The sequence below is a fragment of the Pannonibacter indicus genome (assembly GCF_001418225.1).
Classification (GTDB): domain Bacteria; phylum Pseudomonadota; class Alphaproteobacteria; order Rhizobiales; family Stappiaceae; genus Pannonibacter; species Pannonibacter indicus.
The window spans coordinates 91,711-117,314 of the sequence record NZ_LIPT01000011.1; the positions used below are offsets into that span (position 1 = coordinate 91,711).

Genomic DNA, 25,604 nt, shown 5'->3' on the forward strand with positions numbered 1-25,604 from the left:
TCTTGAAAGCCACGTTCGCTCTGTCCGAACCGCTTATCAACTCGATAAGAGCCTGAATCTGAACAATAATCGGAGAACGCCATGCAGGGGCTGAGCGAGCGTCAATACGCCGCGCGCGTCGGTCTCTCGCGGGGCGCGATCCAGAAGGCGAAGGCGGCGGGACGGCTGGTCCTCCATGAGGATGGCAGCATCGACGCAGAGGCGAGCGATACACGCCGGGCGGCGATGACGGACCCGTCCAAGACCCGGAAACCGCCCGCGCCGAAGCTGAAGCCTGTCCCCGACGCGGCCGTGTCCGCCGTTGGCGACACTCTGCGGGAACAAGGGCTTGCCGCGCCACCCGTCGGCAGCGGCACGACCTTCCTGCAGGCCAAGACCGCGAATGAGGTGCTGAAGGCCCAGGAGCGGCGCATCCGGCTTCAGAAGCTCAAGGGAGAACTCGTCGACCGCGCCCGGGCGGTTGCGGTCGTGTTCCGGCTGGCACGCGAGGAGCGCGATGCCTGGGTGAACTGGCCAGCGCGCGCGGCGGCGCTGATGGCGGCCGAACTCGGCGTTGAGGCGGCCGCCATGCAGAAGGCCTTGGAGAAACATGTACGCGCCCACCTCGACGAACTCGCCGAGGTCCGGCCCGAATTCCGGTGATGAAGATGGCCTGAGGGATTTCGAAGGCGCGGCTGAGATCCTGCGCGCCTGGGGCAACGGGATCCGACCGGATCCCGACCTCACCGTCTCGGAATGGGCGGACCGGCACCGGATGTTGGCGTCCCGCGCTTCGGCCGAACCGGGCCGCTACCGCACAATGCGAACGCCCTACATGCGGGAGATCATGGACCGGCTGTCGCCCGGCGACGCGGCGCAGCGGGTCGTGTTCATGAAGGCCGCGCAGGTCGGGGCGACGGAAGCCGGCAACAACTGGATCGGCTTCGCGATCCACCAGGCGCCGGGCCCCATGCTCGCGGTCCAGCCGACCGTGGAACTGGCCAAGCGCAATTCGCGGCAGCGGATCGACCCGCTGATCGACGAGAGCCCCGAGCTCCGGGAGCGGGTCAAACCGGCCCGATCCCGCGATGCCGGGAACACGATGCTGTCCAAGGAATTCGCGGGCGGCATACTGATCATGACCGGCGCGAACTCGGCGGTCGGGCTGCGCTCGACCCCGGCGCGCTACATCTTCCTTGATGAGGTCGATGCCTATCCGGCTTCTGCCGACGAGGAAGGCGACCCGGTGACCCTGGCCGAGGCGCGGTCGCTGACCTTCGCCCACCGGCGCAAGGTATTCCTGGTCTCGACCCCGACGATCCGGGGGCTCAGCCGCATCGAGCGCGAGTTCGAGGCGTCCGACCAGCGGCGCTACTTCGTCCCGTGCCCGCATTGCCGGGCGATGCAGTGGATGAAGTTCGATCGGCTGCGCTGGCAGAAGGGCAAGCCGGAGACGGCGGAGTATCTCTGCGAGAGCTGCGATCAACCCATCGCGGAGCACCACAAGACGGCGATGCTGGAGCGCGGCGAATGGCGGGCGACCGCTGTCGCCGCTGATCCCACCACGGTTGGCTACCACCTCTCGGCCCTCTATTCGCCGGTGGGGTGGCTCAGCTGGTCGCGGATCGCGCGCGGCTGGGAGGCAGCCCAAGGGTCGGACGAGGCGATCAAGGCGTTCCGCAACACGATCCTCGGCGAGACATGGGTCGAGACGGGCGAAGCGCCCGACTGGCAGCGGCTCTATGACCGCCGTGAGGCGTGGAAACCCGGCACCGTGCCTGCGGGCGGGTTGTTCCTGACCGCCGGGGCCGACGTCCAGAAGGACCGGATCGAGATCGACGTCTGGGCCTGGGGCCGAGGGCTTGAGAGCTGGCTCGTCGATCACGTCGTGATCGAGGGCGGGCCGGATCGGCATGATGCTTGGGACCAGTTGACGGCACTCCTCGACCGGTCGTGGCCGCATGAAAACGGAGCGCACCTTCGGATCGCGCGGCTCGCCATCGACACGGGCTACGAAGCCCCGGCCGTCTATGCCTGGTCGCGCAAAGTCGGCTTTGCACAGGTCGCGCCAGTCAAGGGGCTCGAAGGCTTCAATCGCTCCAGCCCGGTCTCCGGCCCCACATTCGTGGATGCAACCGAGGGCGGGAAGCGCCTGCGTCGCGGCGCCCGGCTCTGGACGGTGGCCGTCTCGACCTTCAAGGCCGAGACCTACCGCTTCCTGCGGCTGGAGAGACCGACGACCGAGGAACGGGCCGAGGGTGCGGCCTTTCCGCCCGGCACGATCCACCTGCCGCATTGGGTCGAGAACGAATGGCTGAAGCAGCTCGTGGCCGAACAGCTGGTGACCGTCCGCACCAAGCGCGGCTTCGCGAAGCTCGAATGGCAGAAGCTGCGCGAACGCAACGAGGTGCTGGATTGCCGGGTCTACGCCCGCGCCGCCGCCTGGATCGCGGGCGCGGATCGGTGGTCTGAGGCGAAATGGCGCGACCTCGAAGATCAACTCGGGGCCGCTCCTTTCGGTGACACCGATCCCGCCGGGCAGATCAACCGGCCGGGACAGGCCCCGCAGGGCAAGCGCCGCTCCGACTGGCTTGGGCGGCGCGGAGGATGGTTTTGAACAAAAGGCGTGGAGGGCCGATGGCCCGACAGGGAAACAGGCAATGACCGACTGGACGGAAACCGAGCTCTCGGCACTGCGCCGGGCCTATGCCAGCGGCACGACGCGGGTCAGCTATGACGGCAAGTCCGTCGACTACGGCTCGGCCGAGGATCTGCTCGCCCGCATCCGGATCATCGAGCGCGCCATCGCGGGTGTCGGCCGGCCGCTGCCGGTGGCCGGTCTCGCAGGCTTCTCGCGCGGGGACAGGTGATGGCCGTGAACTGGTTCGACCGCGCCATCGCGTCGGTCGCCCCACGAACTGCTGCTCGTCGGGTGCTGGCGCGGCAGGCCTTCGAAACGCTCGCGCGGGGCTATGACGGCGCTGCGCGCGGGCGTCGCACTGATGGCTGGCGCGCGCCCGCATCCTCGGCCGATACCGAGATCGGCATGGCCGGGGCGCTGCTGCGCGACCGGATGCGCGATCTCGTGCGCAACAACCCGCATGCGGCCAAGGCCGTGGCGGTGCTGGTGAACAATATCGTCGGCGCGGGCATCATGCCGCGCGCCGCCAGTGGCGACGAGGCGCTGGACCGCCGCGTCGACGATCTCTTCGAGCGATGGGCCGAGGCCTGCGATGCGGATGGCCAGCTCGATTTCTACGGACTGCAGACGCTGATCTGCCGGGAGATGATCGAAGCGGGCGAGGTGCTGGTGCGTCGTCGCCTTCGGCGATCCTCGGACGGCCTGCCGGTGCCCTTGCAGCTTCAGGTGCTCGAGGCGGATTTCCTCGATGCCACGAAATCCGGCGCCCTCGGCGCCGGGCGGCTGGTGCAGGGGATCGAGTTCGACCCGGTCGGCAAGCGACGGGCCTACTGGCTCCATGCCGAGCACCCGGGCAACGCGTGGGGTGCGCTGAACGGTGGGCTCGGATCGCGCCCGGTCCCGGCGACCGATATCGCCCATGTCTACGAGAAGCAGCGCACGCAGGCGCGCGGCGTTCCATGGGGCGCGCCGGTCATCCGGGCGCTGCGTGATCTCGACGATTACGAGGTGGCCGAGATCGTGCGCAAGAAGACCGAGGCCTGCGTCACCGCCATCGTCTTCGGGGATGACGAGGCGCAGCAGGGCATCGCGCCCGCCGTGGTCGATGCCGATGGCAACCGGGTCGAGCAGTTCGAGCCGGGGCTGATCGCCTATGCCCGTGGCGGCAAGGACATTCGCTTCAACCAGCCCGCGGCGACCGGCGGCTATGGCGAATACAAGCGCGCGAGCCTGCACACCATCTCGGCCGGGTTCCGGGTGCCCTACGAGCTGCTGACCGGCGATCTGAGCCAGGTGAACTATTCCTCGATCCGGGCGGGGCTGGTCGAGTTCCGCAGGATGATCGACGCGGTGCAGTGGCAGCTCTTCATCCCGATGCTCTGCGCCCCCGTCTGGCGCTGGTTCATCGAGACCGCTTGGGCGGCAGGCCAGATCCCGGTACCGGATGTGCCGGTCGAATGGTCGCCGCCGAAATTCGAGGCAGTCGATCCGCAGAAGGATGCGATGGCGAACCTGCTGGCGATCCGCTCGGGCACCATGACTCTGGCCGAGGTGATCGCACAGCAGGGCCGCAATCCCGACGCCGTGCTGGCCGAGATCGCCGCGACCAACGCCAAGCTCGACGCGCTCGGGCTGGTGCTCGATAGCGATCCCCGCCGCGTCACCAAGACCGGCAGCGCGCAGGCGAGCGACCCGGCAACCAATCCGGAATCCGACTCGGGGCAGCCGGACTCCGCCCAACAGGACTGACTTCATGGACACGATGATCGAACTGCCGGCGCTTCGCCGGTCGGCGGAGCTTGCGCCGAACACTGTCGACAACGACGCACGCACGGTCGAGGTGATCTGGTCGGCGGGCGCGCGCGTCCGGCGGGCGAGGTTCTTCGGCGATCCCTATGACGAGGAGCTGAGCCTCGACCCTTCCCATGTGCGGCTAGAACGGCTGAACGCGGGCGCGCCGTTCCTGAAGGTGCACGAGCTCGACACGCTCGACGCGGTGATCGGCTCGGTCGTGCCGGGTTCCGCCCGGATCGAGAATGGCCGCGGCATTGCGCTGGTCCGGATCAGCGAGCGCGCCGATGTCGAGCCGATCTGGCGCGACATCCAGGCCGGGCACATCCGGGCCGTCTCGATCGGCTACCAGGTCCACCGCTTCGACATCTCTAAGCCCGATGGCCAGCGCGAGCTTTGGCGGGCGGTCGACTGGACCCCGTTCGAGATCTCGGCCGTGCCGGTCGGCGCCGATCCCGCCGCGGGCTTCCGCGCCAAGGGCGAACAACACGATTGCGTCCTCCATCGCCGGGACGCCCTCACAGAGCAAGGAGCATCCCCGATGACCGACAAGACTCCGGCCGCTCCGGCCGACCAGACCAACGAGACGGCAGCGACCGAGGAGACCACCATGACCGACGAAAGGACCGGCGCGGCCGAGACGCAGGCGCACGCCGCCGACACGCGCAACCAGCCCAAATCCCAGACCCAAGGGTCCGCATCAGCGAAACCGGAAACGCCCGACACCGAGGCTGTCGCGACCCGCGCCCGCGAGGCGGAGCGCGACCGCGTCTCGACCATCTACGATCTGGCGGGCCGTTTGAACCTCGAGCGCAGCTTCGCCGAGGATCTGGTGAAGCGCGGTGTCGGTGTCAACGACGCTCGCCGCCTGATCCTCGATCAGGTCGTCGCGAAGTCGGACGAAACCCGGACCTTCGGCCAGGTGTCGGTCCCGCTCGGCGGGCGCGACGAGCGCATCACCCGTCGCGACGCGGTGGCGAACGCGCTGCTGCACCGCTACAGCCCGACGCTGTTCCCGCTCGAAGATGCCGCGCGCCAGTACCGCGGCATGACGCTCTTGGAACTCGCCCGCGAAAGCCTCGGCAATGTCGGAGTCAATACCCGCGGCCTGTCGCGCGACGAGGTTGCGACCCGCGCGCTGCATTCGACCTCGGACTTCCCCGAGATCCTCGCCACCGTCACCAACAAGACCCTGCGGCAGGCCTACGAGGCCTATCCCCGGACCTTCTCGCTCTTCTGCCGCCAGGTGCTGGCGACCGACTTCAAGGCGATGCACCGGGTGCAGCTCGGTGAAGCGCCGCAACTGCTGGAAGTCGGCGAGAGCGGCGAGTTCAAGCGCGGCACGCTCGGCGAGTCGAAGGAGAGCTACAAGGTCAAGACCTATGGCCGGGTGGTCGCGATCACCCGCCAGACGCTGATCAACGACGATCTCGACGCTTTCACGCGCATCCCGGCGATGTACGGCAACTCCATCGCCCAGCTGGAAAGCGATGTCGTCTGGGGGATCATTACCGCGAACCCGGCGATGGCCGATGGCACGGCGCTGTTCCACGCCAACCACAAGAACCTCGCAGGCACCGGTGCGGCGCTGGATGTGAGCAGCGTCGGTGCGGCACGCGCCGCCATGGCGAAGCAGACCGGGCTCGACAAGAAGACGGTGCTGAACATCCGTCCCGCCTTCCTGATCGTGCCCGCCGCGCTGGAACTGAAGGCCGAGCAGCTGGTCGCCCAGAACCTCGTGCCCGCCCAGAGCGGGAACGTCGTGCCGCAGTCGATCCGCACGCTGGCACCGATCAGCGAGCCCCGGCTCGATGCCGCCAGCGAAACCGCCTGGTATCTGGCGGCGAGCCCGAACCAGATCGACACCATCGAATACGCCTATCTCGAGGGTCAGCAGGGCGCCTACATCGAGACGCGCAACGGCTTCGATGTCGACGGTGTCGAGATCAAGTGCCGCCTCGACTTCGGCGCCAAGGCCATCGACTGGCGTGGCCTCTACAAGAACCCGGGCGCGTAACGCGCATCCCATCCCGACCCCTGACATCCGGGCGGTCCTGACGGGCCGCCCTTCGTCTTTCCACGAGGACCCTCTTCCATGAAAAATTACGTCCAGCCCGGCAACACCATCACCCTGACCGCCCCCTATGCCGTCGTCTCCGGCGAGGGCCTGCTCGTCGGCTCGATCTTCGGCGTGGCCGCAGGAACTGCCGCCAGTGGCGAGCCCGTCGAGACCGTGCTCGTCGGCGTCTTCGACCTGACGAAGGTCGGCAGCCAGGCCTGGACCGTCGGCGCAAAGGTCTATTGGGACGATACCAACAAGCGCACCACGACCGTTTCGACCGATAACACGCTCATCGGTGTGGCCGTCGAGGCCGTGGCGAGCGGCGCGAGCGACACCATCGGCAGGGTGCGCCTGAACGCGAGCTTCTGATGAGTGCTTTCGTCGCCGCGCTCAGTGCGCTCTTCGCCGATCCGAACATCGGTCGGGATGCTGTCTACATCGTTGACGGCGGCGTGCCCGTTCCGGTGCGCATCGTCGCCCGACGGGCCGATACGATTACCGACTTCGGTGATGCGCGGCTCTGGTCGGAAACAACGCGGGTCGACCTGCGCGTGACGGAAGTAGCCGAGCCCCGGCCTGGCGATCGCATCGAGATTGGTGGCGATACCTTCCTCATTCAGGGTGAACCCGTCCGCGACCGCGAGCGGCTCGTCTGGACAGTGGACCTGAGGCCCGCATGAGGTTCGGCGTCAACATCGTCGGCGATATCGTCCGCCTGATGGAAGCAGAGGTGAAGGCCGGGGAGAAGGCCGTCACCACGGCGATGCGCGACGCCGGGACCGGCCTCAAGACCGCCTGGCGCGCGCAGATCACCGGCGCGGGTCTCGGAGCGCGGCTTGCCCGCACCATCCGGTCGGAGCAGTTCCCGAAAGGCAGGACCAGCCTCAATGCGGCGGCACTGGTCTGGTCGAAGGCGCCGGTGATCGTCGGCGCGCACGACACCGGCCTGCTGATCCGCTCGAAGAACGGGTTCTGGCTGGCAATCCCGACGCCTGCGGCGGGCAAGTCCCTGCGCGGCGGGCGGATCACTCCCGATGAATGGGAACGTCGCACCGGCCTGCGCCTGCGCTTCGTCTATCGCCGGATGGGTCCGAGCCTGCTGGTCGCCGAGGGGCGACTGAACAAGAAGGGCCGTGCCGTGGCATCACGGTCGAAGACCGGCCGGGGGCTGACCACCGTTCCGATCTTCCTGCTGGTCCCACAGGTGAGACTGCCGAAGCGGCTGGACCTCGAGCGGGATGCGGAGCGGGTGCTTGATGCGGTGCCGGGGCTGATCGTGGCAAACTGGGTGGAGCCCGGCTCCTGACAGCAGGAGGTCGACATTCAGGGACTATTGGCATATATTGCCAACATCCTTGATGGAGACCGTGGATGGCCACCCGAAACGTCGTTCTAACCGAAACCCAATCCGCTCTGGTCGACCGCCTGGTCGCCTCCGGGCGCTATCAGAATGCCTCGGAAGCCATGCGGGCCGGCCTGCGGCTGCTCGAACGCGAGGAAGCCGAGCTTGGCGCGTTGCGCGACCGGCTGACGACCGGGCTGGAACAGGCCCGGCGCGGTGATCTGGCCGAGGGGAGCGGTGAAGATGCGATCCGGCGCGCCTTTGCCTCGGCGCGCCAATCGTCCTGATGCCGAAGCCATGGCGCCTGACGCGGCAGGCTGAAACCTCACTCGTCGACATCGCGAACTGGACCCTTGAGACCTTCGGCCCTCGACAGGCAGCGGCCTATGAGGAGGACCTGATCGCCCGCTGCACGGAGATCGCGGCCGGTACGGCCATGTCGCAGGACTGCCGCCGGATCATCGACCCGGAGCTGCCCGAGGATCTGCGCTTCGCGCGCTGCGGCCAGCATTTCGTCATCTTCGTCGAGGACGCCGAGCAGGTGATCATCGTCGATTTCCTGCATGCTCGCTCGGACCTGCCGCGACGGCTGGCCGCCCTCACGGATCCGAAACCCGACAGGGATCGCTAAAGCCGGGCCGGTCCCGGAAACCGGGATCGCCATGCCCACCACCCGCGAAACCGTCCTCGCCGCGCTGCACGCGCGGCTTTCGGCGTTGCCCGCCACCGCCCTCCGCGGCGAGGTGCTGCCCGAACGTGTGCCGGCAGCCGGGCTGCTGATCCTGCGCGACGGCGAACCTGGCGAGCCCGAGGTGACGCTGTCACCCCTGCGCTATCACTACCAGCACCGTGCAGAGATCGAAGCCGTGGTGCAGGGCGCGAGCCGGGACACGGGTTTCGACACGCTCTGCGCCAGCATCGGCGCGGCGCTCGCCGCGGACCGCACGCTCGGCGGTCTCTGCGACTGGGTCGAGGCAGAGGCCCCGCAGCCCGTCGATCTGCCGGTGGACGGCGCGGCCAGCCTGAAGGCGGCCGTCATTCCGGTGGTGCTGCATTATTCCACGGCCGACCCGCTCGGCTGAACCCCTTCGACAAGGAGACCGACATGGCACGCGCCCAAGGGGCGCGGGCGCGGATGGCGCTCGCGTTCGAGACGACCTATGGCACGCCGCCCGGCAGCGGCTATACGAGGATGCCCTTTGCCAGCGCCACGCTCGGGGCGGAACAGCCGCTCCTGAACTCGGAGCTTCTGGGCTACGGCCGCGACCCTCTCGCGCCCATCAAGGACGCGGTAACCGCCGATGGCGATGTGGTGGTGCCGATCGACGCCGAGGCGTTCGGCTTCTGGCTGAAGGCGGCCTTCGGCGCGCCGACCACCACCGGAAGCTCGCCCGGTCCATATACCCATACGTTCCAGTCCGGCAGCTGGACGCTGCCCAGCATGGCGATCGAAACCGCCATGCCCGAGGTGCCGCGCTACGCCATGTATTCCGGCGTGGTGCTGGACCAGCTCAGCTGGCAGATGCAGCGTTCGGGCCTGCTCACCGCCACCGCGCGGCTGGTGGCGCAGGGCGAGACGGTGGCCACGACCAGTGGCGCGGGAACACCGACGGAGCTCGACCTGATCCGTTTCGGGCATTTCAACGGCTCGATCAAACGCAATGGCACAGCACTCGGCAACGTGATCTCGACCGAGATCACCTATGCCAACAATCTCGACCGGATCGAGACCATCCGCGCCGACGGCATGATCGACGGCGCAGATCCCTCGATCGCCGCGCTCACCGGACGCACCGAGGTGCGCTTCGCAGACAGCACGCTCGTCAGTCAGGCGATCAGCGGCACGCCCTGCGAACTGGAATTCGCCTACGGCCTGACCTCGGGCCAGAGCTTCACCTTCACCGTCCACGCCGTCTATCTGCCGCGCCCGCGGATCGAGATTTCCGGACCGCAGGGCGTGCAGGCCAGCTTCGACTGGCAGGCCGCGCGCGACGCTGCGCTCGGGCGGATGTGCACCGCCGTTCTCGTCAACGACATCGAGGAATATTGACCATGATCCGTCTCGATCTTTCCGCCGGGCCGAAATGGCTCGATCTCGGCCACGGCCTGCGCCTGCACGTCCTGCCCGTCACCACCGCGATCATGGTGGCCGCACGCAACGACCCAGTTGTCGAAGCACTGCCCGAAGGGGCGAGCAAGGAGGAGCAGGCGCTGGTCATGGCCAAGGCCGTCGCCCGCCGCGTGGTCTCCGACTGGGAGGGCGTCGGCGATGCCGATGGCGATCCAGTTCCCGTCACACCGGAAGGGATCGACGCGCTTCTCGACATCTGGCCGGTGTTCGAGGCCTTCCAGACCCGCTGCCTTGCGCCGCACCTGATGCTGGACGCCGAAAAAAACGTCTCCGCGCTCTCGCCGAATGGCACTTCGGAGGGGGCGAAAGCTACTGCAACGCCTGCCAAGGCCCGTGTCCGGACTGCCCGGCGCGGGTGAACCATCCGGAAACTCCGGAAGGTTGGCAGGTCTGGGATCTGGCACAGCGCCTGATCGGGCAGCTTCGCGTCACGACCGGCATGGGCGGCGGTGCCGTCATCGGCTGGGACATGGGGACGGCGCTCGCCATGGCGCGGGCGCTCGGGGTCGATCCGCTGATCGCCGCCGAATGCCTGCCCGAGATCGAGGCGGTGATGGTGCGCAAGTTTAACGAGCAGATGGCATCCGGTGATCGGCCAGGTCCGGAAGATCAGATCCGATCCATCCGGTCCCGGTAACCGCCCGCCGACGCGCCCTTTGCGATGCCGGCCAGCTGGCCCCGCTCCGGCACCGGCATCAGCAGAATGCCGGTCCCCTTCGGGATGAGAGCGAAGACCTGACCGGCCTTCCATCCCCGCGACGCCCGAATCTTCGCCGGGATCGCGATCTGGAACTTCGGGGACAGGATGGCGGTCTCGGACATGGCCCGAGTCTCCCTCGTTCGATGCCTCAGCGCAAGGCGAACGCTGCCACCCTTTCGGGAACGATGACCCATGGCCCAGAAACGCGTCTCCGTCCGCCTCGTCGCCGAAGGCGGCCGGCAGGTGAAGGCCGAGTTTGCTGGCGTAGGCGATGCGGGCGAAAGCAACTTCAAGCGGATCGAGCGGCAGGCCGACATCACCGGCGCGGTGGTGCGCCGGGTCATGGGCGTCCTTGGTGCTGCGATCAGCACGCGCCAGCTCATCGCCTATGCCGACCAGTGGACCGACCTGCGCTCGCGTGTCGATCTCGCCACCGGCTCGCAGGAAACGGGCGCGGCCGTCATGGACCGGCTCGCCGCCATGGCGCGCCGGACCTATTCGAGCCTCGGCCAGACCACGGAGTCCTGGCTCGCCAATGCCACGGCGCTACGCGAACTGGGGCTGACGACGGCGGAATCGCTGGATTTCACCGAGGCGTTGAACAACGCCATGGTCGTCTCGGGCGCGCGGGCCGAGCGCGCGGCCTCGGTGCAGAACGCGCTGTCGAAGGCCATGGCCCTCGGCACGCTCAGCGGAGACAACCTCAATACCGTGATCCAGAGCGGCGGGCGGCTCGCGGAGCTGCTGGCGTCCGAGCTTGGCACCACCGTCTCGGGCCTGCGCACCCTCGGTCAGCAAGGGACGATTACCGGCGATGTCATCCGCACGGCGCTGATCGGCAATCTCGAGCTGCTGCGCGAGGAAGCCGACAGCATGCCGGCGACCATCGGCGATGCCTTCACGCTGATCAGCAACGCCGCCCTGCAACTGGTCGGGACTTGGGATCAGATGGCGGGCGCTACCTCGACGGTGGCCGAAGGGCTGATCCTTCTTGCCGACAACCTCGAGAGGCTCGCGGCCATCGGCATCGCCTTCGCCGGCTTCATGGCCGGACGCTGGGTCGCGGCGTTCGTTGCTGCCCGTGTCGCGACCTTCAGCCTGTCGGGTGCGCTGACGCTGCTGCGCGGCGCCATCATCCGCACCGGGATCGGCGCGCTGATCGTCGGTGCGGGCGAACTGATCTACTGGTTCGGGCAGCTCGTGAAGGGCGCGGGCGGCTTCGGTTCGGCGCTCGAGTTGATGGGCAACGTGGCGCGTGCCGTCTGGGACGGGATCAAGGCCACGCTCGGCTCTTTCGTGGACGACTTCCGCGCCCTGCGCGCCGATATCGAGGCGATCTGGCTGCGGCTGATGGCCTTCCTGTCGAACAAATGGGCAGATTTCCTTGGCACCATCGGACCGACATTCAATGCGGTCGCCGAGACGATCGGTGCCGACGCGCGGATCGACTGGTTCGGGGCGCAGTCTTATGCCTCGATGCTCGATCACGCCGCCAGCAATGCCGGCGCGATGGCCGACCGCTACCGCCAGCGCGCGGCCGAGACCAGGGCCGGAGCCTTCGATGGTGTGGGCGCGGCTATGCAGGCGCTGCGCGATGCACTGAGCGGCGGGGACGCCGAGAACCCGCTGGACGAGGCTGCCGCATCGGCGGGCCGGGTGACGGCGGCTCTGAACGATGCCACGACAGCTGCCGGTCGTGCCGGAGCCGCCGGGCGCAGTGCCGGCGAGCAGACGAAGGCTGGGGCCGAGGCTGCCGCGACCGGATGGGCGGCGGTGAGCCAGACCCTGGCCGACTATGCCACAAAGGCGCGCGAGATCGGCGGCGACATCGGCAACGCATTGGTGGGAGCGTTCCGCAGCGCCGAGAACGCGATCGGCGAGTTCGTGAAGACCGGCAAGCTGAAGTTCGGCGACCTGGTCACCTCGCTGATCGCCGATCTGGCAAAGCTAGCAGCCCGGCGTTTCATCCTCGGCCCGCTGGCAGGCGTGCTTTCCGGTGTTTTGGGCAATCTCGGCGGCGGGATCTTCGCCAACATCCTGCACGCCGGCGGCATGGTCGGTTCTGCGGGACCGGGCCGCATCGTGCCCGCGCACGCCTTCGTCAATGCCCCGCGCATGCATTCCGGGGGCTGGGCGGGGCTCAGGCCCGACGAAGTGCCTGCGATCCTGCAACGTGGCGAGCGGGTACTCTCGCGGCGAGAGGCAGCAGGTTACGGCCCCACCGCCGCGCAGACCGTCAATGTCACGATCAATGCCCGCGATGCCGAGAGCTTCCGGCAGTCCCGCACGCAGATCGCGGCCGATATCGCCCGCGCGGTCTCGCTCGGCCGAAGGGGCATGTGAGGCATCGTCATGGCTTTCCACGAGGTCCGCTTCCCGGACGACATCAGCCGTGGTGCGCGCGGCGGACCGGAGCGGCGCACCCAGATCGTGGAACTGGCCTCGGGCGACGAGGAACGCAATGCCAGCTGGGCGAACTCGCGCCGCCGCTATGACGTAGCCTATGGCATCCGTCGTGCCGACGATCTCGCGGCAGTGGTCGCCTTCTTCGAGGCGCGAAACGGCCGCCTTCACGGCTTCCGCTTCAAGGACTGGGCCGACTTCAAGTCCTGCCTGCCATCGCAGGTGCCGAGCGCAACCGACCAGCAGATCGGCACCGGCGACGGCACGACGACGCAGTTCCAGCTGGTTAAGTGCTACACCTCCGGCGCGCAGTCCTGGACACGCAGCATCGCCAAGCCGGTCACGGGCAGCGTGCGTGTCGCGCTGGCGGGCATCGAACAGATGTCGGGCTGGTCGGTCGATACCACGACCGGCCTCATCACCTTCGGCTCCGCACCCGGTGCAGGCGTCGCCGTCACGGCGGGCTTCGCGTTCGACGTGCCCGTCCGCTTCGACACCGATGCGCTCGACGTCACCCTCGATCTCGAACGCCTCGGCTCGATCACTTCCATCCCGCTGCTGGAGATCCGCAGATGAACGACGAGACCGGGTTCCTCGCCGCGGTGCTGAAGGAACTCGCAACATCGACGGCGGTGATCCTGGCCGCCTGGGGTGCGCTCGGCGGGGCGACCAACGCACTGACCACGAGGATGCGCCTGCGCGATGCGCTGCGGCACATCCTGCTAGGCGGGTTGATCGCGGCTGGAATGGGCAGCCTTTCCATGGCGCTCGTCACCAGCTGGCTGGGCCTGCCGCCCGAGGCGATCCCGGCCGGGGGCGCAGCAGGTTCGGCGGCCTATCTCGTCGGCGTCTTTGGCCCCGCCTTCATCGAACTCGTCCTCGCCCGGCTACGTGGGGCGAAGAAGGGCGACGGCGATGAATGAGCTTCTCCGCCTCGCGCGCTTCATTCGCTGCGACCCCATCGCCCCGCGTCAGTCTTTCGCCCACCGCCTGCGCATCGGCATCGCCGTCGCAGCTCTCATTTTGACCCTATCGCTTCTGGGGTGATCACATGCACACGACCGATCGGGGCCTGCTGGCCCTCGTCCGGCACGAAGGCATCGTGCCCGGACCCTATCTCGATGTGAAACAGGTCTGGACCTTCGGCATCGGCCACACGGCCGCAGCCGGACCGCCCGATCCGTCCAGGATGCCCCGTGGCATGCCTGCCGATCTCGAGGCCGGCGTCCGCGAGGCGTTCAAGGTATTCCGGGCCGATCTGGCGGCCTACGAGGCAGCGGTGCGACGGGCCGTGATCGTGCCGCTCGAGCCGCACGAATTCGATGCGCTGGTCAGTTTCCACTACAACACCGGCGGCATCGCGAGAGCTGCGCTGACGAGACACCTGAACGCGGGCAACCGCGCGGCGGCAAGCGACGCCTTCATGGGCTGGCTCAAGCCCGCCGCGATCCGCCCCCGGCGCGAGGCCGAGCGCGACCTCTTCCGCCATGGACGTTACCCCACCGGGACCATTCCGGTCTGGGCGGTCGACCGCAATGGCCGAGTCGATTTCTTGCGACCCAACCGGCGGCTGACCGAGGCCGAGGCGCTGGCGCTGCTGCGCCCGGAGGCGACGCCGGTTCCGACGGCCGCTGACCCCATGCCGGTCCCGGCCGTTCCCGCTGCGCCCACGCTGCTGTCTCGTCTCACTGCATTCCTCACCACTCTCATCGGAGGACGTCCATGAACTGGAATCTCGCACGCGGCCTCGTCTATCTGGCCTGCCTTGCCGCTTCCGGCCTCGCCATGGCCGGGCTGGCGGATTTCGACCTCGCCACCGGCACCCTCGATATCCGGCCCTTCAATCTCTATGCCCTGACCGGTGCGACTGGTGGCGTGGTGTCTTCGCTTCTGGCATCCGTGGCGCTCCTGCGCGGCTGGGGGCGGAAGTGAAGTCTCTCTCGCCCGCGTTTCAGGCCCATCTCGACGAAGGCACGACGACGCTCGCTTGGGTGTGGCGGATCGTGCGCGCGGATGGCGCAACCTTTGGCTTCACCGACCACGACCGGACGCTCAGCTTCGACAACACCGATTTCGAGCCGGAGAGCGGGCTGACGGCATCGGAGGTCCGCTCGGGATCCGATCTCTCCGTCGATGCGCAGGACGCCGAGGGCGTGCTGACCTCCGACCGGATCACCGAGACCGACATCCTCGACGGTCGCTGGGACAATGCCGAGGTCGAGGTCTGGCGGGTGAACTGGAGCGATCCGGCGCAGCGTGTGCTGATGCGCCGCGGGGCGATCGGCCAGATCCGGCGGGGACGGCTTGCCTTCGTGGCAGAAGTTCGTTCGCTCGCACATGTCCTCGGACAAACGGTCGGACGGACGTTTCAGGCCACTTGCGACGCGGCGCTCGGTGACGGACGTTGCGGCGTCGATCTGGACGCATCGGCCTTCAGGGGAACGGGCTCCGTCATCGACCTCCTGCGTGACCGGACGTTCACGGCTTCCGGCCTCGGCGGCTTTGCCGCGGGCTGGTTCACCTTCGGCACGGTCGAATGGACCAGCGGCGCCAATGCCGGGCGGCGGGCAGAGATCGTCGCGCATGACCTGACCGACGGCGTCGCCGTGCTGACGCTGCTCGAAGCGCCGGTGCGGTCCATCACCGGGGGTGACGGTTTCGTCGTTCGCGCGGGCTGCGACAAGCGCATTGAGACCTGTGGCACGAAGTTCGCCAATGTCGCCAACTTCCGGGGCTTCCCGCATATCCCCGGCCAGGATGCCGTTCTCCGTTACGCGACGAAGGACGGCGGGCACGACGGGAGCGTGCTGTGAGAGCCGCCGATCCGAACGCAGTGATCGCGGCGGCGCGGTCCTGGCTCGGCACGCCCTATCACGACCAGGCCAGCCTGCGCCGCGTGGGCTGCGACTGCCTCGGGCTCGCCCGTGGCGTCTGGCGCGAGGTGGTCGGCCCCGAGCCGTTCCCGATCCCGCCCTACAGCCGCGACTGGGGCGAAACCGGCCCGCGCGAGGTGCTGGCCGAAGGCGTACGGCGCATGATGATCGAAGTGGACCCTGCGGCGGCCGCAGCCGGCGCGCTGGTCCTCTTCCGCATGAAGCCCCGCGCCATCGCCAAGCATGTCGGGATCATCACCGACCCCGGCAGCTTCATCCACGCCTATGAGCGGCTCGGCGTCATCGAGGAGCCGCTCTCCTCCGTCTGGCGGCGGCGCATCGCCTTCGCTTTCCTGTTTCCCCGTCCGTCCGCCTCCGTACGCAAGCAGGCGCGGCGCAAAAGGAAGTCCTGACAGTGGCCACTCTCGTGCTCGGCGTCGCCGGCGCCGCCATCGGCGGTTCCATCGGCGGTGCGATCCTCGGTGTTAGCGCCGCGACCATAGGCGGCTTCATCGGCTCCAGCATCGGTTCGGTCGTCGACAGCTGGATCATCTCGTCGCTCGCGCCCACCCAGCGTATCGAGGGCGCGCGTCTCGACACGCTGCGCATCACCTCCTCGACGGAGGGCGCCGTCATCCCGCGGCTCTATGGGCGCATGCGCATGGGCGGCAACATCATCTGGGCGACCGATTTCCGCGAGGAAACCAAGACCACCACGCAGGGCGGCGGCAAGGGTGGCGGAGGCGGCAAGGTCAGGACCACGGAATATCTCTACTATGCGAGCTTCGCAGTCGCACTCTGTGAGGGGCCGATCACCGGTATCGGCCGCATCTGGGCCGACGGCAAACCGATGGACCTCTCGGGCGTCACCTGGCGCTGGTATCCGGGCGACGAGATGCAGACCGCCGATCCCTTCATGGCCACGAAGATGGGAGCTTTGAGCACGCCCGCCTATCGCGGCACGGCCTATGTCGTCTTCGAGGAACTGCCGCTCTCCAGCTACGGCAACCGCCTGCCGCAGCTTTCCTTCGAGGTGTTCCGGCCGCTCGCCGATCCCGACACGGCCGAAGGACTGACCCGCGCCGTCACCATGATCCCGGCCTCGGGTGAGTTCACCTATGCCACGCAGGCCATCCGCAAATCCGCAGGCGGTGCGACACAACCCGAAAACCTGAACGCGCTGCCGGATGCCACCGACATCGTGGTGGCGCTCGACCGGCTGCAGGCCATGGTCCCGGCGGTCGAGAGCGTGAGCCTCGTCGTCGCCTGGTTCGGCGACGATCTGCGCGCGGGATCCTGCAAGGTGCGGCCCGGCGTCGAGGTGTCCGCCAAGTCGACCACGCCTCTGTCCTGGTCGGTCAACGGCGTCAGCCGCGCCAATGCCTTCCTCGTCAGCCGCGACGATCAGGATCGCCCGGTCTATGGCGGCACGCCGTCCGACTTCGCCGTCGTGCAGGCGATCCACGAGATGAAGGCGCGCGGGCTGCGCGTCACCTTCTATCCGTTCATCCTGATGGACGTGCCGCCCGGCAACACGCTGCCGAACCCGTATTCCGACAATGCTGCCGAGACCGGCCAGCCCGCATTCCCCTGGCGGGGGCGGATCACCTGTTCCCCCGCAGCGGGTTATGTGGGATCGGTCGACAAGACCGCCGCCGGCGCGGCACAGGTTTCGGCGCTTTTCGGTACGGCGACGCCAGCGAATTTCAGCGTCTCGGGCCAATCGGTCGTCTGGACCGGCCCATCGGGCGATTGGGGCCTGCGGCGGATGGTGCTGCACTATGCCCATCTCTGCGCCGCCGCAGGCGGTGTGGACGCCTTCCTGATCGGCTCGGAAATGCCGGGGCTCACCACCATCCGCTCGGGCGTATCCACCTATCCGGCCGTGCAGGCCTATCGGGATCTGGCAGCTGATGTCCGGTCCATTCTGGGCACTGGCACGAAGATCGGCTACGCTGCCGACTGGTCGGAATATTTCGGGCACCAGCCGAGCGATGGCAGCGGCGACGTGTTCTTCCACCTCGATCCGCTCTGGGCCGATCCGGAGATCGATTTCGTCGGGATCGACAACTACATGCCGCTGTCGGACTGGCGGGACGGGTTCGACCATCTCGACGCCGCCGATGGCTGGCCCGCGATCTACGATCGGGCGTATCTGCAGGCGAACATCGCGGGTGGCGAAGGCTTCGACTGGTTCTACGCCAGCGCCGCCGATCGGTCGGCTCAGGTGCGAACGCCGATCACCGACGGTGCAGCGGGAAAGCCGTGGGTCTTCCGCTACAAGGATCTGCGCGCCTGGTGGTCGAACCAGCATTACGACCGCCCGGGCGGGGTGGAGAGCGCGACGCCGACGGCATGGGTCCCGCAGTCGAAGCCGATCCGGTTCACCGAACTCGGCTGCCCCGCCATCGATCGTGGCACCAACCAGCCCAATGTCTTCTTCGATCCGAAGTCCTCCGAGAGCTTCACGCCACATTTCTCACGGGGCTGGCGCGACGATGCGATCCAGCGCGCCTATCTCGAGGCGAGCTATCTCTGGTGGGGCGAGGCCGCGAACAACCCGGTGTCCTCGGTCTACGGCGGCCGCATGGTGCACGCCCCCGAGTGCGCCGCCTGGACGTGGGACGCGCGGCCCTATCCGTTCTTCCCGGCGCTGACCGACGTCTGGACGGACGGCGGAAACTGGCGGCTCGGCCACTGGCTGACAGGGCGGCTCGGCGCGGTGTCGCTGGCGGCCCTCGTCCGGCACCTCTGCCTGCGCGCAGGGCTGCCCGAAGATCGCATCGACGTCACCGGGCTTTGGGGCGCTCTCGAGGGCTACGCCATCACGGCGCTGGAAAGCCCGCGCGCGTCGATCACCACGCTGTCGCGGCATTTCGGGTTTGATGCGGTGGAGACGGAAGGCGTGATCCGCTTCATCATGCGCGGCCGGGCGTCTGTCGCCACCCTCGCGCCCGACGATCTGGTGGTCGCCCGCGAGGGCGACGTTCTGGAGCTGACGCGCGGCCAGGAGACGGAACTGCCGCAGGCGCTGAAATGGCAGGTCGCCCGCGCCGACGAGGATTACGACGCGGCCCTCGTCGAGGCGCGGCGCATCACGGTGGACACGACGCGCATCGCCTCCGAGTCCTTCCCGATGGCGGTGCCGCCCGAGGAAGCCGAGCGGCGCTGCCGCCGTGCGCTGATGGAGGCGTGGGTGGGCCGCGAGACGGCAGCGTTCCGTCTGCCGCCCTCGCGGCTCGCGCTCGATCCGGCCGATGCGATCCGGCTCGCCCATGACGGACGGCTCGTCGATCTGCGGCTCGTCTCCATCGCCGACGCCGAGGCGCGCGGCATCGAGGCGGTTCGTCAGGACCGGGCGAGTTACGATCTGCCGCCCGGCGATCCCCGCGCGGCGTCGCTGACGCGCGCGGTGGTGTTCGGTGCGCCGGATGCGGTGCTGATGGATTTGCCGCAGCTGACCGAGGACCAGCCCGCGCATCGGCCGCTGGTCGCCGCCCACGCTCTTCCCTGGCCGGGCGAGATGGCGGTGTTCCGCAGCCCCTCGACCGATGGCTTCGAACTGCTGACCACGTTTGGCAGCCGCGCCCGGATCGGGGCGTTGGCCTCGGACTTTTTCGCGGGGCCCACCTCGCGCTTCGATCATTGCAATGCGCTGGTGGTCGATCTGCTGACCGGCACTCTCGAAAGCGTCACGGACCTGACCCTCTTCGGCGGGGCGAACGCGCTCGCCATCGAGAGCGCGCCCAGCGTCTGGGAGATCGTGCAAGCGGGTGCAGCCGAACTGATCGCCCCCGGCCGGTATCGCCTGACCCGTCTGCTGCGCGGCCAGCGCGGGACAGAGGGGGCCATGGGCAATCCGGTGCCTGCTGGCGCGCGGGTCGTCGTTCTCGACGCCTCGCTGGCATCGCTGCCGATTGCCGAGGCCGATCTTGACATCCCGTGGAACTGGCGCATCGGCCCGACGCGCCGCCCGGTCAGCGACGAGACTTATGTGGCGCAGGCCTTCATGCCAGTTGGCGTGGGACTTCGCCCGTTCTCCGTCGCCCATGTCGAACAGCCGTGGCGCAGACCGCGCACCCCCGGCGATCTGACGATCCGCTGGACGCGCCGGTCCTGCGCGCTTGCGGCCGACAGCTGGGGCGGGCTGGAGGTGCCGCTGGCCGAGGAACTCGAAGCCTACAAGGTCGAGATCCTCGACAGTGCAGTTGTCAAGCGATCCTTGACAACTGCCACCACCAGCGCGGTCTACACCGCCGCCGCCCAGACCGCTGACTGGGGCGCGCTGCTCGGCCCCGGCGACACGCTCGACATCCGCATCTATCAGCTCTCCGCCCTCGTCGGGCGGGGCGCGCCGAAAACCGTCACGCTGATCTTCTGAAGGCCATCCCATGCCCGACGCCACGACCCATCTCCTGCTGCCCTACATCCTCGCGGCGCAGGCCCAGAAGCACGTCACCCATAACGAGGCGCTGCGGATCCTCGACGGACTCGTCCAGCTTTCCGTTATTGACCGGGACCTGACCGCATCGCCAGTCAGTCCCGCCGATGGCGATCGCTACATCGTCGGCTCGGGCGCGACCGGCGACTGGGTGGGCTGGGATCTAAACATCGCCCTCTGGAACGACGGCGCCTGGCTACGCCTCCCGCCGCGCATCGGCTGGCGGACATGGGTCGAGGACGAGGCTTTGCTGCTCGTCTGGACCGGGGCCGCCTGGGAGGTCGTGGGTGAGCCGAGCGACATCTCGGATGCGGTCTTCAGTCTCGTCAACGACACCGATCCGACCAAGAAGGCGGTCTTCTCGCTTTCGGGCATCTCCACCGCTACGACCCGCAGCTACACGCTGCCCAACACCTCGTCAGAACTCGCGATCCTTGCGGGTACCCAGACCTTCACCGGGAACAAGACCTTCTCAGGGACGCTGACCGCCTCGGGCACTGTGACGGTCTCGGCGGCCTCGGCCAGCATCGGCACAGCGACGACGACCGCCACATACGGCATGGGCACCGGGGCCACGACCACCGGCGTCACCAAGACCGTGAACCTCGGGACGGGTGGCGCGTCGGGGTCGAATACGGTCGTCAACATCGGTTCGGCCACCGCCGGGGCCGGGGGCACGACCGTCATCAACACGCCGATGGTCACCTTCGCCAATGCCGTCACGCAGGTCGGCATGCCCCAGGCCAACCTGACTGCGCAGCTGCTCGGCCTCGGCGGGGCAACGGCAGACAGTTACAATCGGGTTTCGGTCAACACCCCAGCGCTCCTGTTCAACAACGCCGGGGCCGGGATCGAGGCCACGGTCAACAAAGCGGCGGCCGGGAACGATGCGGCCTTTGCCTTCAAGACGGGCTTTTCCGCCCGCGCGCTGATCGGCCTTCTCGGCAGTGACGACTTCAGCTTCAAGGTCAGCCCGGATGGCTCGACCTTCTTTGATGCGATCCGGATCGACCGCACCAGCGGCCAGGTGGAACTGCCGCAGCCCACGGTCCTGCCGGGACTGGCCGCCGCCCCGCCTCCGCCGCCCGCAGGCAAGGCCGCCATCTACGCCCGCAGCCGCGCCGGGGCGCCGTGGATCGACGTGATGCGTCCCTCCGGCCGCGACTTCCCGCTGCAACCCCACTTCGGGGTGAACCGCATCGCCAACTGGTCGCCCTCTACCGGCACCACGATCAACAGCGAAGGCCTGCCGATCATCTCGGTCGGCACCGTTTCCACGCCCGCACTGGCCGCAACGAACCTCGCCACCTCCATGCGACGCTGGCGACTGACCTCGGCGGCAGTCGTTGACTCAGTGGCGGATCAGCGCTCCGCAGGCTGGGCCTGCTGGCGCGGCAATGCGGCGGGGCTTGGCGGCTGGACCTTTGTCACGCGGCTGTCGCTGACGACCCTGCAGGCGACCGGGATGGAGTTCTTCGGTCTCTACGGATCCACGGCCGCGCTGGCGACGACGTTGACCTTGGCCGCCGTGGTGAACTGCATCGGCATCGGCTTCCAGCGCGGCACGCACACCCGATGGCAGCTGGTCGCGAACGATGGAACCGGGGCCCCGACGCAGACCGACATGGGGGCGAGCTTCGCCATCGCCACTGGCGGCGTGCTGACCCTCTACATCGCCGCCCCGCCGAATGGCAGCTCCGTCTGGGTGCGGGTCGTCGACGAGGTCTCCGGCGCAGTCTTCGAACAGGAGATCAGCGCCGATCTGCCCGCCGCAACCCAGTTCCTGTCGCCGCGGCTCTTCCTCAACACCGGCGCAACGGCCGCCGCCGTCGCCTATGACTGCACCGGGGTCTATGTCGAGACGGACTTTTGATCTGCAGGCATGAACGCCAGCGTGTGTGAATGCCGGGCCGGGTGGCATCGCATCGGGAAGCGCCAGACGCCTCGACCGGAGCGACACGCCCGGCCCGGATCACAGGTTCACAGATTCAAAGAGCGGCAGGGATTCGCTGCGCCGGAATGGTGGCACGGCAATGCCACATCTGTCCCGTGCGGCGATGGGCACAATTGTGCACCCTGCACCTTCTAGGCTTCACCGATGCCAGCAGTGACAAGTTGTGAACTTGTCGCGCCAAGCAGCTCAGTCAATTGCAGCCGATTCAGCCCCAATACTCACGACCAGACCATTGGATTGCTGCTCGCTGCAGCGGCGGGGCAAGCAGCGCGAGCAGCACCCCGACAGCGTGCAGGGATCTCGGCCGGCGTAGTGCTGGCGCTGCTGACCGGCATCATCATCAAGTTCAAGATCTTCGACGGCGGCCGGGAGTCGCGCTCAGTCCCCGGCCGACGACTGGCGCCGGAGAGATCCCCGGCGCCGATTGCTCAACGGCTCATCCGCCGTAGACGATGCCATTCGGACGATCGCCGACCGGCACCGTGCTCACCACTTCCTGCCTCTCGACGTCGATGATCGACACGCTGTCATCGGCGATGTTGGTCACGAACACCAAGGCACCGTCCGCCGATGCCGAGACGCCATGTGCGCCGCCACCGGTGGTGAGGGTTTTCACCACCTGACCGGTCGCGGTGTCGATCACGGACACGGTGTCGTTCGGCTCCGCGTCGGTGCCCTGGTTGGCCACATAGACATAGGCTCCGTCCGGGGTCGCGAACATCTGGATCGGATTCAGCCCGACATCGATCCTGTCCGTCACCTCGCGGGTAGAGGTATCGATGACCGCCACACGGTTTTCGTCCCGAAGCGAGACGTAGACCTGAGCGCCCGAAGGCGTGAAGCCGACCTGGACCGGCGCTGCGCCCACCGGAATGCGCGCAACCTCGGAGAGCGCCTGCGTGTCGATGACGGACACGGATCCGTCCTCGACATTGGCCACATAGAGCTCGGTCTCATCCGGGCTAAGCCGCAGGCCGTGCGGATAGTCGCCCGTCGCAATGCGCCCGATGACCTCGGCCTTTTCGAGATCAACCACCGCGATCTCGCCGCCGCCCGACAGCGCGACAAACGCGCGCCCCAGCCGGTCCGCAACAACATGCGCCGGGTGGGAGCCCACGGCGACGGTCGCCTTGGGCGCGGCGATGTTCTGCGGATCGAAAATGACCAGCAGACCCTCGGCCGCGCCTGCCGCGCCATGCCCGTGCCCGTCCGCGCCATGATCTCCGCCGGCAGCAGGCTCGCCAACCGCCAACAGCAGCTTGCCATCGGGGGTCAGATCGACGTTGTGAGGAGCGACCGGGATCGAGACGGTGTCGACCGCTCCGGTGCCGAGGTCGATGGCGCTGATCGAGTTGCCGCCTTCATTGGCGGAATAGACGGTTCCACCTGTCTGACCCAAGGGTGCCGACGCCTCGCCGGCATTCGCCGTCAGCCAGGCCTGCATTTCGGCGATCTCGCGCTCCTGCGCCGCGATGATCTGGGCGGCCCATTCTTTCGTTTGCGGATCGTCCCCATATTGCTGGACGATCCTGGCCATGTCGATCGCACCCAGATGATGCGGGATCATGCCCCGGACGAAGGCGACATCCGGATCGTCGGCCATGACGCCGTCCATCATCGGTCCGTGCATCGCATCCATGGCCTCGATATTGGCCCGAGTGAAGTCGGGAAGGCTTTCATTCGCCGGAGCCGCCTCGGCGTGCGGCGTGGCCATCATCCCGCCCTGCATCATCTGCTGCATCGCGCCCATGCATTCAGGAGTCATGGCCTGCATCATGGCCTGGCACTGCTCGGGCATCATCCCTTGCATGCCGGCCATGCCCTGCATGTGGGGCATCTGGCCTGTGGGAGGCGTCGGCGCGGGCACCTGCTCCGCCTGTGCGGGCGGGGTTGCCGGGTGGTGGGTGTCATGCTCGGCCTGAGCGAAGGCAGCGCCCGCCAGGCCGGAGAGGATGCTGGCGGAAAGGGCGATTACGGTTCGATTCATTGATTTCATCCTTTGGTTCCGAGAGCCCCGGCCCGGATTCGCGGACGCGGTTCTCCGTTCTGTTCGTCGGTTTCTCGGGTTGGCGCGGGGCGGCCGGAGACATCTCGGGATCTCCCGACAATTCCCGGCGCTCACGCCGCGATCAGACGGGGCGGCTTCAGGATTCCTGCGGGGGATCGCCCGCAGAAGTTACGGCGCAGACAGAGAAAAACCTCACTACTTGCGGATACGCCCAACGCCGGCGGCTCGACGGGAACGGCGGCGATCAGACAGGCTTGGCAGCAGTCCACCAGACTGACGCCGCTGTCAGCACTGACGCAGCCAGCAGTTGAACCAGCGCCATGGTCAACCAGCATGTGATGCTGGGTGCAGTGGCCTGCCGTGGCGGCGCTCTGTTGCTGGTGGATGGCGTGTCCGGCTGGGCCGGCATGTGCCGGCGCCTGCAGAACCAGGGCGCCGATGGCAAGCAGCAGGATGCAGACTGCAACCTGGCGCAATCGGCCATACCCCGCCCGAAAAGCAACTCGTGCACGCTCGCTCATGCGCCACCTGCCTTCTCGGTGCCCCGCGAGACCGATGCGTTGCCGCGTTCCCGCCGCGCGCCACCAGCCGTGACGAGACCGCTCCGCTGACGGAGGCAAGTCGCCTCGGCCAGGTGCTGCTTTCGATCATGCGCAAGCTGGGCGGTCATGTCGGGCCTGCCTGTGTCAGATTTCCCGTGAACCGAGGAAGCGCCCGAAGCTGCGGGTGGTCTGGCCGAACAGGAACGCTTCGTAGGGTTCGGGATCCACGCCCGGAAAATCCATGCCAGGCGAACCGGCGGGCATGCCGGGAACGGCCAGCCCTGTCGCCTCGGGCCGCTCGGACAGAAGGCGGCGGATTGCTTCGGCGGGGACATGGCCCTCGACCACATAGCCGCCCACCTCGGCGGTGTGGCACGATGCCAGATCGGCCGGCACGCCGAGGCGTTGCTTGAGGCTGTCCATGTCGGCGGACTCCACCACCCGCACAGGGAACCCCGCCGCCTCGATATGCGCGACCCAGCCGTCACAGCAGCCGCAGGACGGATCCTTGCTGACGCTCACCAGCGGCAGCGCTTCGGCATGTCCCCGCCCCGGCATCGACATCAGCAAGGGCAGCACTCCGACAGCGGCCAGAATGGTGCGCCGGCTAATGTTGTGATCGTTTCTCATCGTCAAACCTCGTTTCATGGATTGCATTGTCTCGCCGTCACGGTCGGGGCGCGACGCACGAAGGGGTGAGCAGGTACGCATCTGCCGCGGCACGACGTCGGCATGTG

General features: G+C 67.9%; 28 protein-coding genes. 24 read left to right on the forward strand and 4 right to left on the reverse strand.

Going from position 1 to position 25,604, the window contains the following annotated elements; genetic code table 11:
* The first annotated feature begins 81 nt into the window (after positions 1–81).
* From ASC48_RS14890 to ASC48_RS14955, 14 genes are all read left to right on the forward strand, one after another.
* The gene (locus tag ASC48_RS14890) at positions 82–642 is read left to right on the forward strand and encodes a hypothetical protein (RefSeq protein ID WP_055456514.1); all 561 of its coding nucleotides are present in this window, start codon (positions 82–84) and stop codon (positions 640–642) included.
* Complete coding sequence (locus ASC48_RS14895) at positions 590–2,596, forward strand: phage terminase large subunit family protein (protein WP_055456515.1); 2,007 nt, start codon at positions 590–592, stop codon at positions 2,594–2,596. Before ASC48_RS14890 ends, ASC48_RS14895 begins: the two co-directional genes overlap by 53 nt.
* A 43-nt stretch (positions 2,597–2,639) precedes the next feature.
* Entirely contained in the window at positions 2,640–2,849 is a 210-nt protein-coding gene (locus ASC48_RS14900) for a phage head-tail joining protein (RefSeq protein ID WP_055456516.1), read from the forward strand.
* Positions 2,849–4,369, forward strand: a complete 1,521-nt coding sequence (locus ASC48_RS14905; RefSeq protein WP_055456517.1) for a phage portal protein — start codon at positions 2,849–2,851, stop codon at positions 4,367–4,369. The genes ASC48_RS14900 and ASC48_RS14905 overlap by 1 nt, the downstream gene beginning before the upstream one ends.
* Positions 4,370–4,373: 4 nt before the next feature.
* Positions 4,374–6,428, forward strand: a complete 2,055-nt coding sequence (locus ASC48_RS14910; RefSeq protein ID WP_055456518.1) for a prohead protease/major capsid protein fusion protein — start codon at positions 4,374–4,376, stop codon at positions 6,426–6,428.
* Between the two features lie 78 nt (positions 6,429–6,506).
* The gene (locus ASC48_RS14915; protein ID WP_055456519.1) at positions 6,507–6,842 is read left to right on the forward strand and encodes a DUF2190 family protein; all 336 of its coding nucleotides are present in this window, start codon (positions 6,507–6,509) and stop codon (positions 6,840–6,842) included.
* Positions 6,842–7,153 (forward strand): head-tail joining protein, encoded by a 312-nt coding sequence (locus ASC48_RS14920; RefSeq protein WP_055456520.1) that lies wholly within the window; start codon positions 6,842–6,844, stop codon positions 7,151–7,153. The genes ASC48_RS14915 and ASC48_RS14920 overlap by 1 nt, the downstream gene beginning before the upstream one ends.
* Positions 7,150–7,779, forward strand: coding sequence for a DUF6441 family protein (locus tag ASC48_RS14925; RefSeq protein ID WP_055456521.1), 630 nt, complete (start codon positions 7,150–7,152; stop codon positions 7,777–7,779). Before ASC48_RS14920 ends, ASC48_RS14925 begins: the two co-directional genes overlap by 4 nt.
* A gap of 65 nt (positions 7,780–7,844) precedes the next feature.
* On the forward strand, positions 7,845–8,102 hold the full coding sequence (locus ASC48_RS14930) for a type II toxin-antitoxin system ParD family antitoxin (protein ID WP_055456522.1): 258 nt from the start codon (positions 7,845–7,847) through the stop codon (positions 8,100–8,102).
* Positions 8,102–8,446 carry a type II toxin-antitoxin system RelE/ParE family toxin gene (locus ASC48_RS14935; RefSeq protein WP_072242641.1) on the forward strand — a complete coding sequence of 115 codons (345 nt, stop codon included), beginning with the start codon at positions 8,102–8,104 and terminating at the stop codon, positions 8,444–8,446. Before ASC48_RS14930 ends, ASC48_RS14935 begins: the two co-directional genes overlap by 1 nt.
* A gap of 31 nt (positions 8,447–8,477) precedes the next feature.
* Positions 8,478–8,897, forward strand: a complete 420-nt coding sequence (locus ASC48_RS14940) for a hypothetical protein (protein WP_055456523.1) — start codon at positions 8,478–8,480, stop codon at positions 8,895–8,897.
* A 23-nt stretch (positions 8,898–8,920) separates the two neighbouring features.
* On the forward strand, positions 8,921–9,865 hold the full coding sequence (locus ASC48_RS14945) for a phage tail tube protein (protein WP_055456524.1): 945 nt from the start codon (positions 8,921–8,923) through the stop codon (positions 9,863–9,865).
* Positions 9,866–9,867: 2 nt separating this feature from the next.
* Positions 9,868–10,305 (forward strand): hypothetical protein, encoded by a 438-nt coding sequence (locus ASC48_RS14950; RefSeq protein WP_055456525.1) that lies wholly within the window; start codon positions 9,868–9,870, stop codon positions 10,303–10,305.
* On the forward strand, positions 10,302–10,583 hold the full coding sequence (locus ASC48_RS14955) for a DUF7697 family protein (protein ID WP_208975744.1): 282 nt from the start codon (positions 10,302–10,304) through the stop codon (positions 10,581–10,583). Before ASC48_RS14950 ends, ASC48_RS14955 begins: the two co-directional genes overlap by 4 nt.
* On the opposite strand, the gene ASC48_RS14960 is transcribed toward ASC48_RS14955, so the two are convergent.
* On the reverse strand, positions 10,556–10,768 hold the full coding sequence (locus tag ASC48_RS14960) for an AbrB/MazE/SpoVT family DNA-binding domain-containing protein (protein WP_055456526.1): 213 nt from the start codon (positions 10,766–10,768) through the stop codon (positions 10,556–10,558). The two genes, ASC48_RS14955 and ASC48_RS14960, sit on opposite strands and share 28 nt — an antisense overlap.
* 70 nt (positions 10,769–10,838) lie before the next feature.
* Here ASC48_RS14960 and ASC48_RS14965 point away from each other — a divergent pair, with 70 nt between their 5' ends.
* The 10 genes from ASC48_RS14965 to ASC48_RS15005 are packed head-to-tail and all read left to right on the forward strand — an operon-like array spanning position 10,839 to position 22,236.
* Positions 10,839–12,989, forward strand: a complete 2,151-nt coding sequence (locus ASC48_RS14965) for a tape measure protein (RefSeq protein WP_055456527.1) — start codon at positions 10,839–10,841, stop codon at positions 12,987–12,989.
* 9 nt (positions 12,990–12,998) lie between these two features.
* Positions 12,999–13,625, forward strand: a complete 627-nt coding sequence (locus tag ASC48_RS14970) for a DUF2460 domain-containing protein (protein WP_055456528.1) — start codon at positions 12,999–13,001, stop codon at positions 13,623–13,625.
* The gene (locus ASC48_RS14975; protein WP_055456529.1) at positions 13,622–13,972 is read left to right on the forward strand and encodes a hypothetical protein; all 351 of its coding nucleotides are present in this window, start codon (positions 13,622–13,624) and stop codon (positions 13,970–13,972) included. Before ASC48_RS14970 ends, ASC48_RS14975 begins: the two co-directional genes overlap by 4 nt.
* The gene (locus tag ASC48_RS20135) at positions 13,965–14,096 is read left to right on the forward strand and encodes a hypothetical protein (protein WP_279626052.1); all 132 of its coding nucleotides are present in this window, start codon (positions 13,965–13,967) and stop codon (positions 14,094–14,096) included. The genes ASC48_RS14975 and ASC48_RS20135 overlap by 8 nt, the downstream gene beginning before the upstream one ends.
* A gap of 4 nt (positions 14,097–14,100) precedes the next feature.
* Positions 14,101–14,775: a lysozyme gene (locus ASC48_RS14980; protein ID WP_055456530.1), complete on the forward strand. Its 675-nt coding sequence runs from the start codon at positions 14,101–14,103 to the stop codon at positions 14,773–14,775.
* Complete coding sequence (locus tag ASC48_RS14985; protein WP_055456531.1) at positions 14,772–14,981, forward strand: hypothetical protein; 210 nt, start codon at positions 14,772–14,774, stop codon at positions 14,979–14,981. Before ASC48_RS14980 ends, ASC48_RS14985 begins: the two co-directional genes overlap by 4 nt.
* The gene (locus tag ASC48_RS14990; RefSeq protein ID WP_055456532.1) at positions 14,978–15,862 is read left to right on the forward strand and encodes a DUF2163 domain-containing protein; all 885 of its coding nucleotides are present in this window, start codon (positions 14,978–14,980) and stop codon (positions 15,860–15,862) included. The genes ASC48_RS14985 and ASC48_RS14990 overlap by 4 nt, the downstream gene beginning before the upstream one ends.
* A complete protein-coding gene (locus ASC48_RS14995; RefSeq protein ID WP_055456533.1) occupies positions 15,859–16,335 on the forward strand; it encodes an NlpC/P60 family protein in 477 nt (158 codons plus the stop codon). Before ASC48_RS14990 ends, ASC48_RS14995 begins: the two co-directional genes overlap by 4 nt.
* Before the next feature lie 2 nt (positions 16,336–16,337).
* Positions 16,338–20,303 (forward strand): baseplate multidomain protein megatron, encoded by a 3,966-nt coding sequence (locus ASC48_RS15000; RefSeq protein ID WP_055456534.1) that lies wholly within the window; start codon positions 16,338–16,340, stop codon positions 20,301–20,303.
* A 10-nt stretch (positions 20,304–20,313) separates the two neighbouring features.
* Positions 20,314–22,236 carry a DUF2793 domain-containing protein gene (locus ASC48_RS15005; RefSeq protein ID WP_055456535.1) on the forward strand — a complete coding sequence of 641 codons (1,923 nt, stop codon included), beginning with the start codon at positions 20,314–20,316 and terminating at the stop codon, positions 22,234–22,236.
* Between the two features lie 517 nt (positions 22,237–22,753).
* Here ASC48_RS15005 and copM read toward each other — a convergent pair.
* The 3 genes from copM to ASC48_RS15020 form a co-directional block, all read right to left on the reverse strand.
* Positions 22,754–24,304: a CopM family metallochaperone gene (gene copM, locus ASC48_RS15010; protein WP_244270072.1), complete on the reverse strand. Its 1,551-nt coding sequence runs from the start codon at positions 24,302–24,304 to the stop codon at positions 22,754–22,756.
* A 131-nt stretch (positions 24,305–24,435) separates the two neighbouring features.
* Positions 24,436–24,846: a hypothetical protein gene (locus ASC48_RS19590; RefSeq protein WP_141658977.1), complete on the reverse strand. Its 411-nt coding sequence runs from the start codon at positions 24,844–24,846 to the stop codon at positions 24,436–24,438.
* 165 nt (positions 24,847–25,011) lie between these two features.
* Positions 25,012–25,497, reverse strand: coding sequence for a DUF411 domain-containing protein (locus ASC48_RS15020; RefSeq protein WP_013654524.1), 486 nt, complete (start codon positions 25,495–25,497; stop codon positions 25,012–25,014).
* Positions 25,498–25,604 lie beyond the last annotated feature (107 nt).

What these genes read in the sequence shown, in the direction of transcription:
- ASC48_RS14980 (WP_055456530.1), top strand. Translation starts at nt 14,101, where the DNA reads ATGCACACGACCGATCGGGGCCTGCTGGCCCTCGTCCGGCACGAAGGC.
- ASC48_RS14915 (WP_055456519.1), top strand. Translation starts at nt 6,507, where the DNA reads ATGAAAAATTACGTCCAGCCCGGCAACACCATCACCCTGACCGCCCCC.
- ASC48_RS20135 (WP_279626052.1), top strand. Translation starts at nt 13,965, where the DNA reads ATGAATGAGCTTCTCCGCCTCGCGCGCTTCATTCGCTGCGACCCCATC.
- ASC48_RS14895 (WP_055456515.1), top strand. Translation starts at nt 590, where the DNA reads ATGTACGCGCCCACCTCGACGAACTCGCCGAGGTCCGGCCCGAATTCC.
- ASC48_RS14950 (WP_055456525.1), top strand. Translation starts at nt 9,868, where the DNA reads ATGATCCGTCTCGATCTTTCCGCCGGGCCGAAATGGCTCGATCTCGGC.
- copM (WP_244270072.1), bottom strand. Translation starts at nt 24,304, where the DNA reads ATGAATCGAACCGTAATCGCCCTTTCCGCCAGCATCCTCTCCGGCCTG.
- ASC48_RS14905 (WP_055456517.1), top strand. Translation starts at nt 2,849, where the DNA reads ATGGCCGTGAACTGGTTCGACCGCGCCATCGCGTCGGTCGCCCCACGA.
- ASC48_RS14900 (WP_055456516.1), top strand. Translation starts at nt 2,640, where the DNA reads ATGACCGACTGGACGGAAACCGAGCTCTCGGCACTGCGCCGGGCCTAT.
- ASC48_RS14945 (WP_055456524.1), top strand. Translation starts at nt 8,921, where the DNA reads ATGGCACGCGCCCAAGGGGCGCGGGCGCGGATGGCGCTCGCGTTCGAG.
- ASC48_RS14890 (WP_055456514.1), top strand. Translation starts at nt 82, where the DNA reads ATGCAGGGGCTGAGCGAGCGTCAATACGCCGCGCGCGTCGGTCTCTCG.
- ASC48_RS14910 (WP_055456518.1), top strand. Translation starts at nt 4,374, where the DNA reads ATGGACACGATGATCGAACTGCCGGCGCTTCGCCGGTCGGCGGAGCTT.
- ASC48_RS14985 (WP_055456531.1), top strand. Translation starts at nt 14,772, where the DNA reads ATGAACTGGAATCTCGCACGCGGCCTCGTCTATCTGGCCTGCCTTGCC.
- ASC48_RS14920 (WP_055456520.1), top strand. Translation starts at nt 6,842, where the DNA reads ATGAGTGCTTTCGTCGCCGCGCTCAGTGCGCTCTTCGCCGATCCGAAC.
- ASC48_RS14960 (WP_055456526.1), bottom strand. Translation starts at nt 10,768, where the DNA reads ATGTCCGAGACCGCCATCCTGTCCCCGAAGTTCCAGATCGCGATCCCG.
- ASC48_RS15020 (WP_013654524.1), bottom strand. Translation starts at nt 25,497, where the DNA reads ATGAGAAACGATCACAACATTAGCCGGCGCACCATTCTGGCCGCTGTC.
- ASC48_RS14970 (WP_055456528.1), top strand. Translation starts at nt 12,999, where the DNA reads ATGGCTTTCCACGAGGTCCGCTTCCCGGACGACATCAGCCGTGGTGCG.
- ASC48_RS19590 (WP_141658977.1), bottom strand. Translation starts at nt 24,846, where the DNA reads ATGAGCGAGCGTGCACGAGTTGCTTTTCGGGCGGGGTATGGCCGATTG.
- ASC48_RS15005 (WP_055456535.1), top strand. Translation starts at nt 20,314, where the DNA reads ATGCCCGACGCCACGACCCATCTCCTGCTGCCCTACATCCTCGCGGCG.
- ASC48_RS14965 (WP_055456527.1), top strand. Translation starts at nt 10,839, where the DNA reads ATGGCCCAGAAACGCGTCTCCGTCCGCCTCGTCGCCGAAGGCGGCCGG.
- ASC48_RS14925 (WP_055456521.1), top strand. Translation starts at nt 7,150, where the DNA reads ATGAGGTTCGGCGTCAACATCGTCGGCGATATCGTCCGCCTGATGGAA.
- ASC48_RS14930 (WP_055456522.1), top strand. Translation starts at nt 7,845, where the DNA reads ATGGCCACCCGAAACGTCGTTCTAACCGAAACCCAATCCGCTCTGGTC.
- ASC48_RS14940 (WP_055456523.1), top strand. Translation starts at nt 8,478, where the DNA reads ATGCCCACCACCCGCGAAACCGTCCTCGCCGCGCTGCACGCGCGGCTT.
- ASC48_RS14935 (WP_072242641.1), top strand. Translation starts at nt 8,102, where the DNA reads ATGCCGAAGCCATGGCGCCTGACGCGGCAGGCTGAAACCTCACTCGTC.
- ASC48_RS14975 (WP_055456529.1), top strand. Translation starts at nt 13,622, where the DNA reads ATGAACGACGAGACCGGGTTCCTCGCCGCGGTGCTGAAGGAACTCGCA.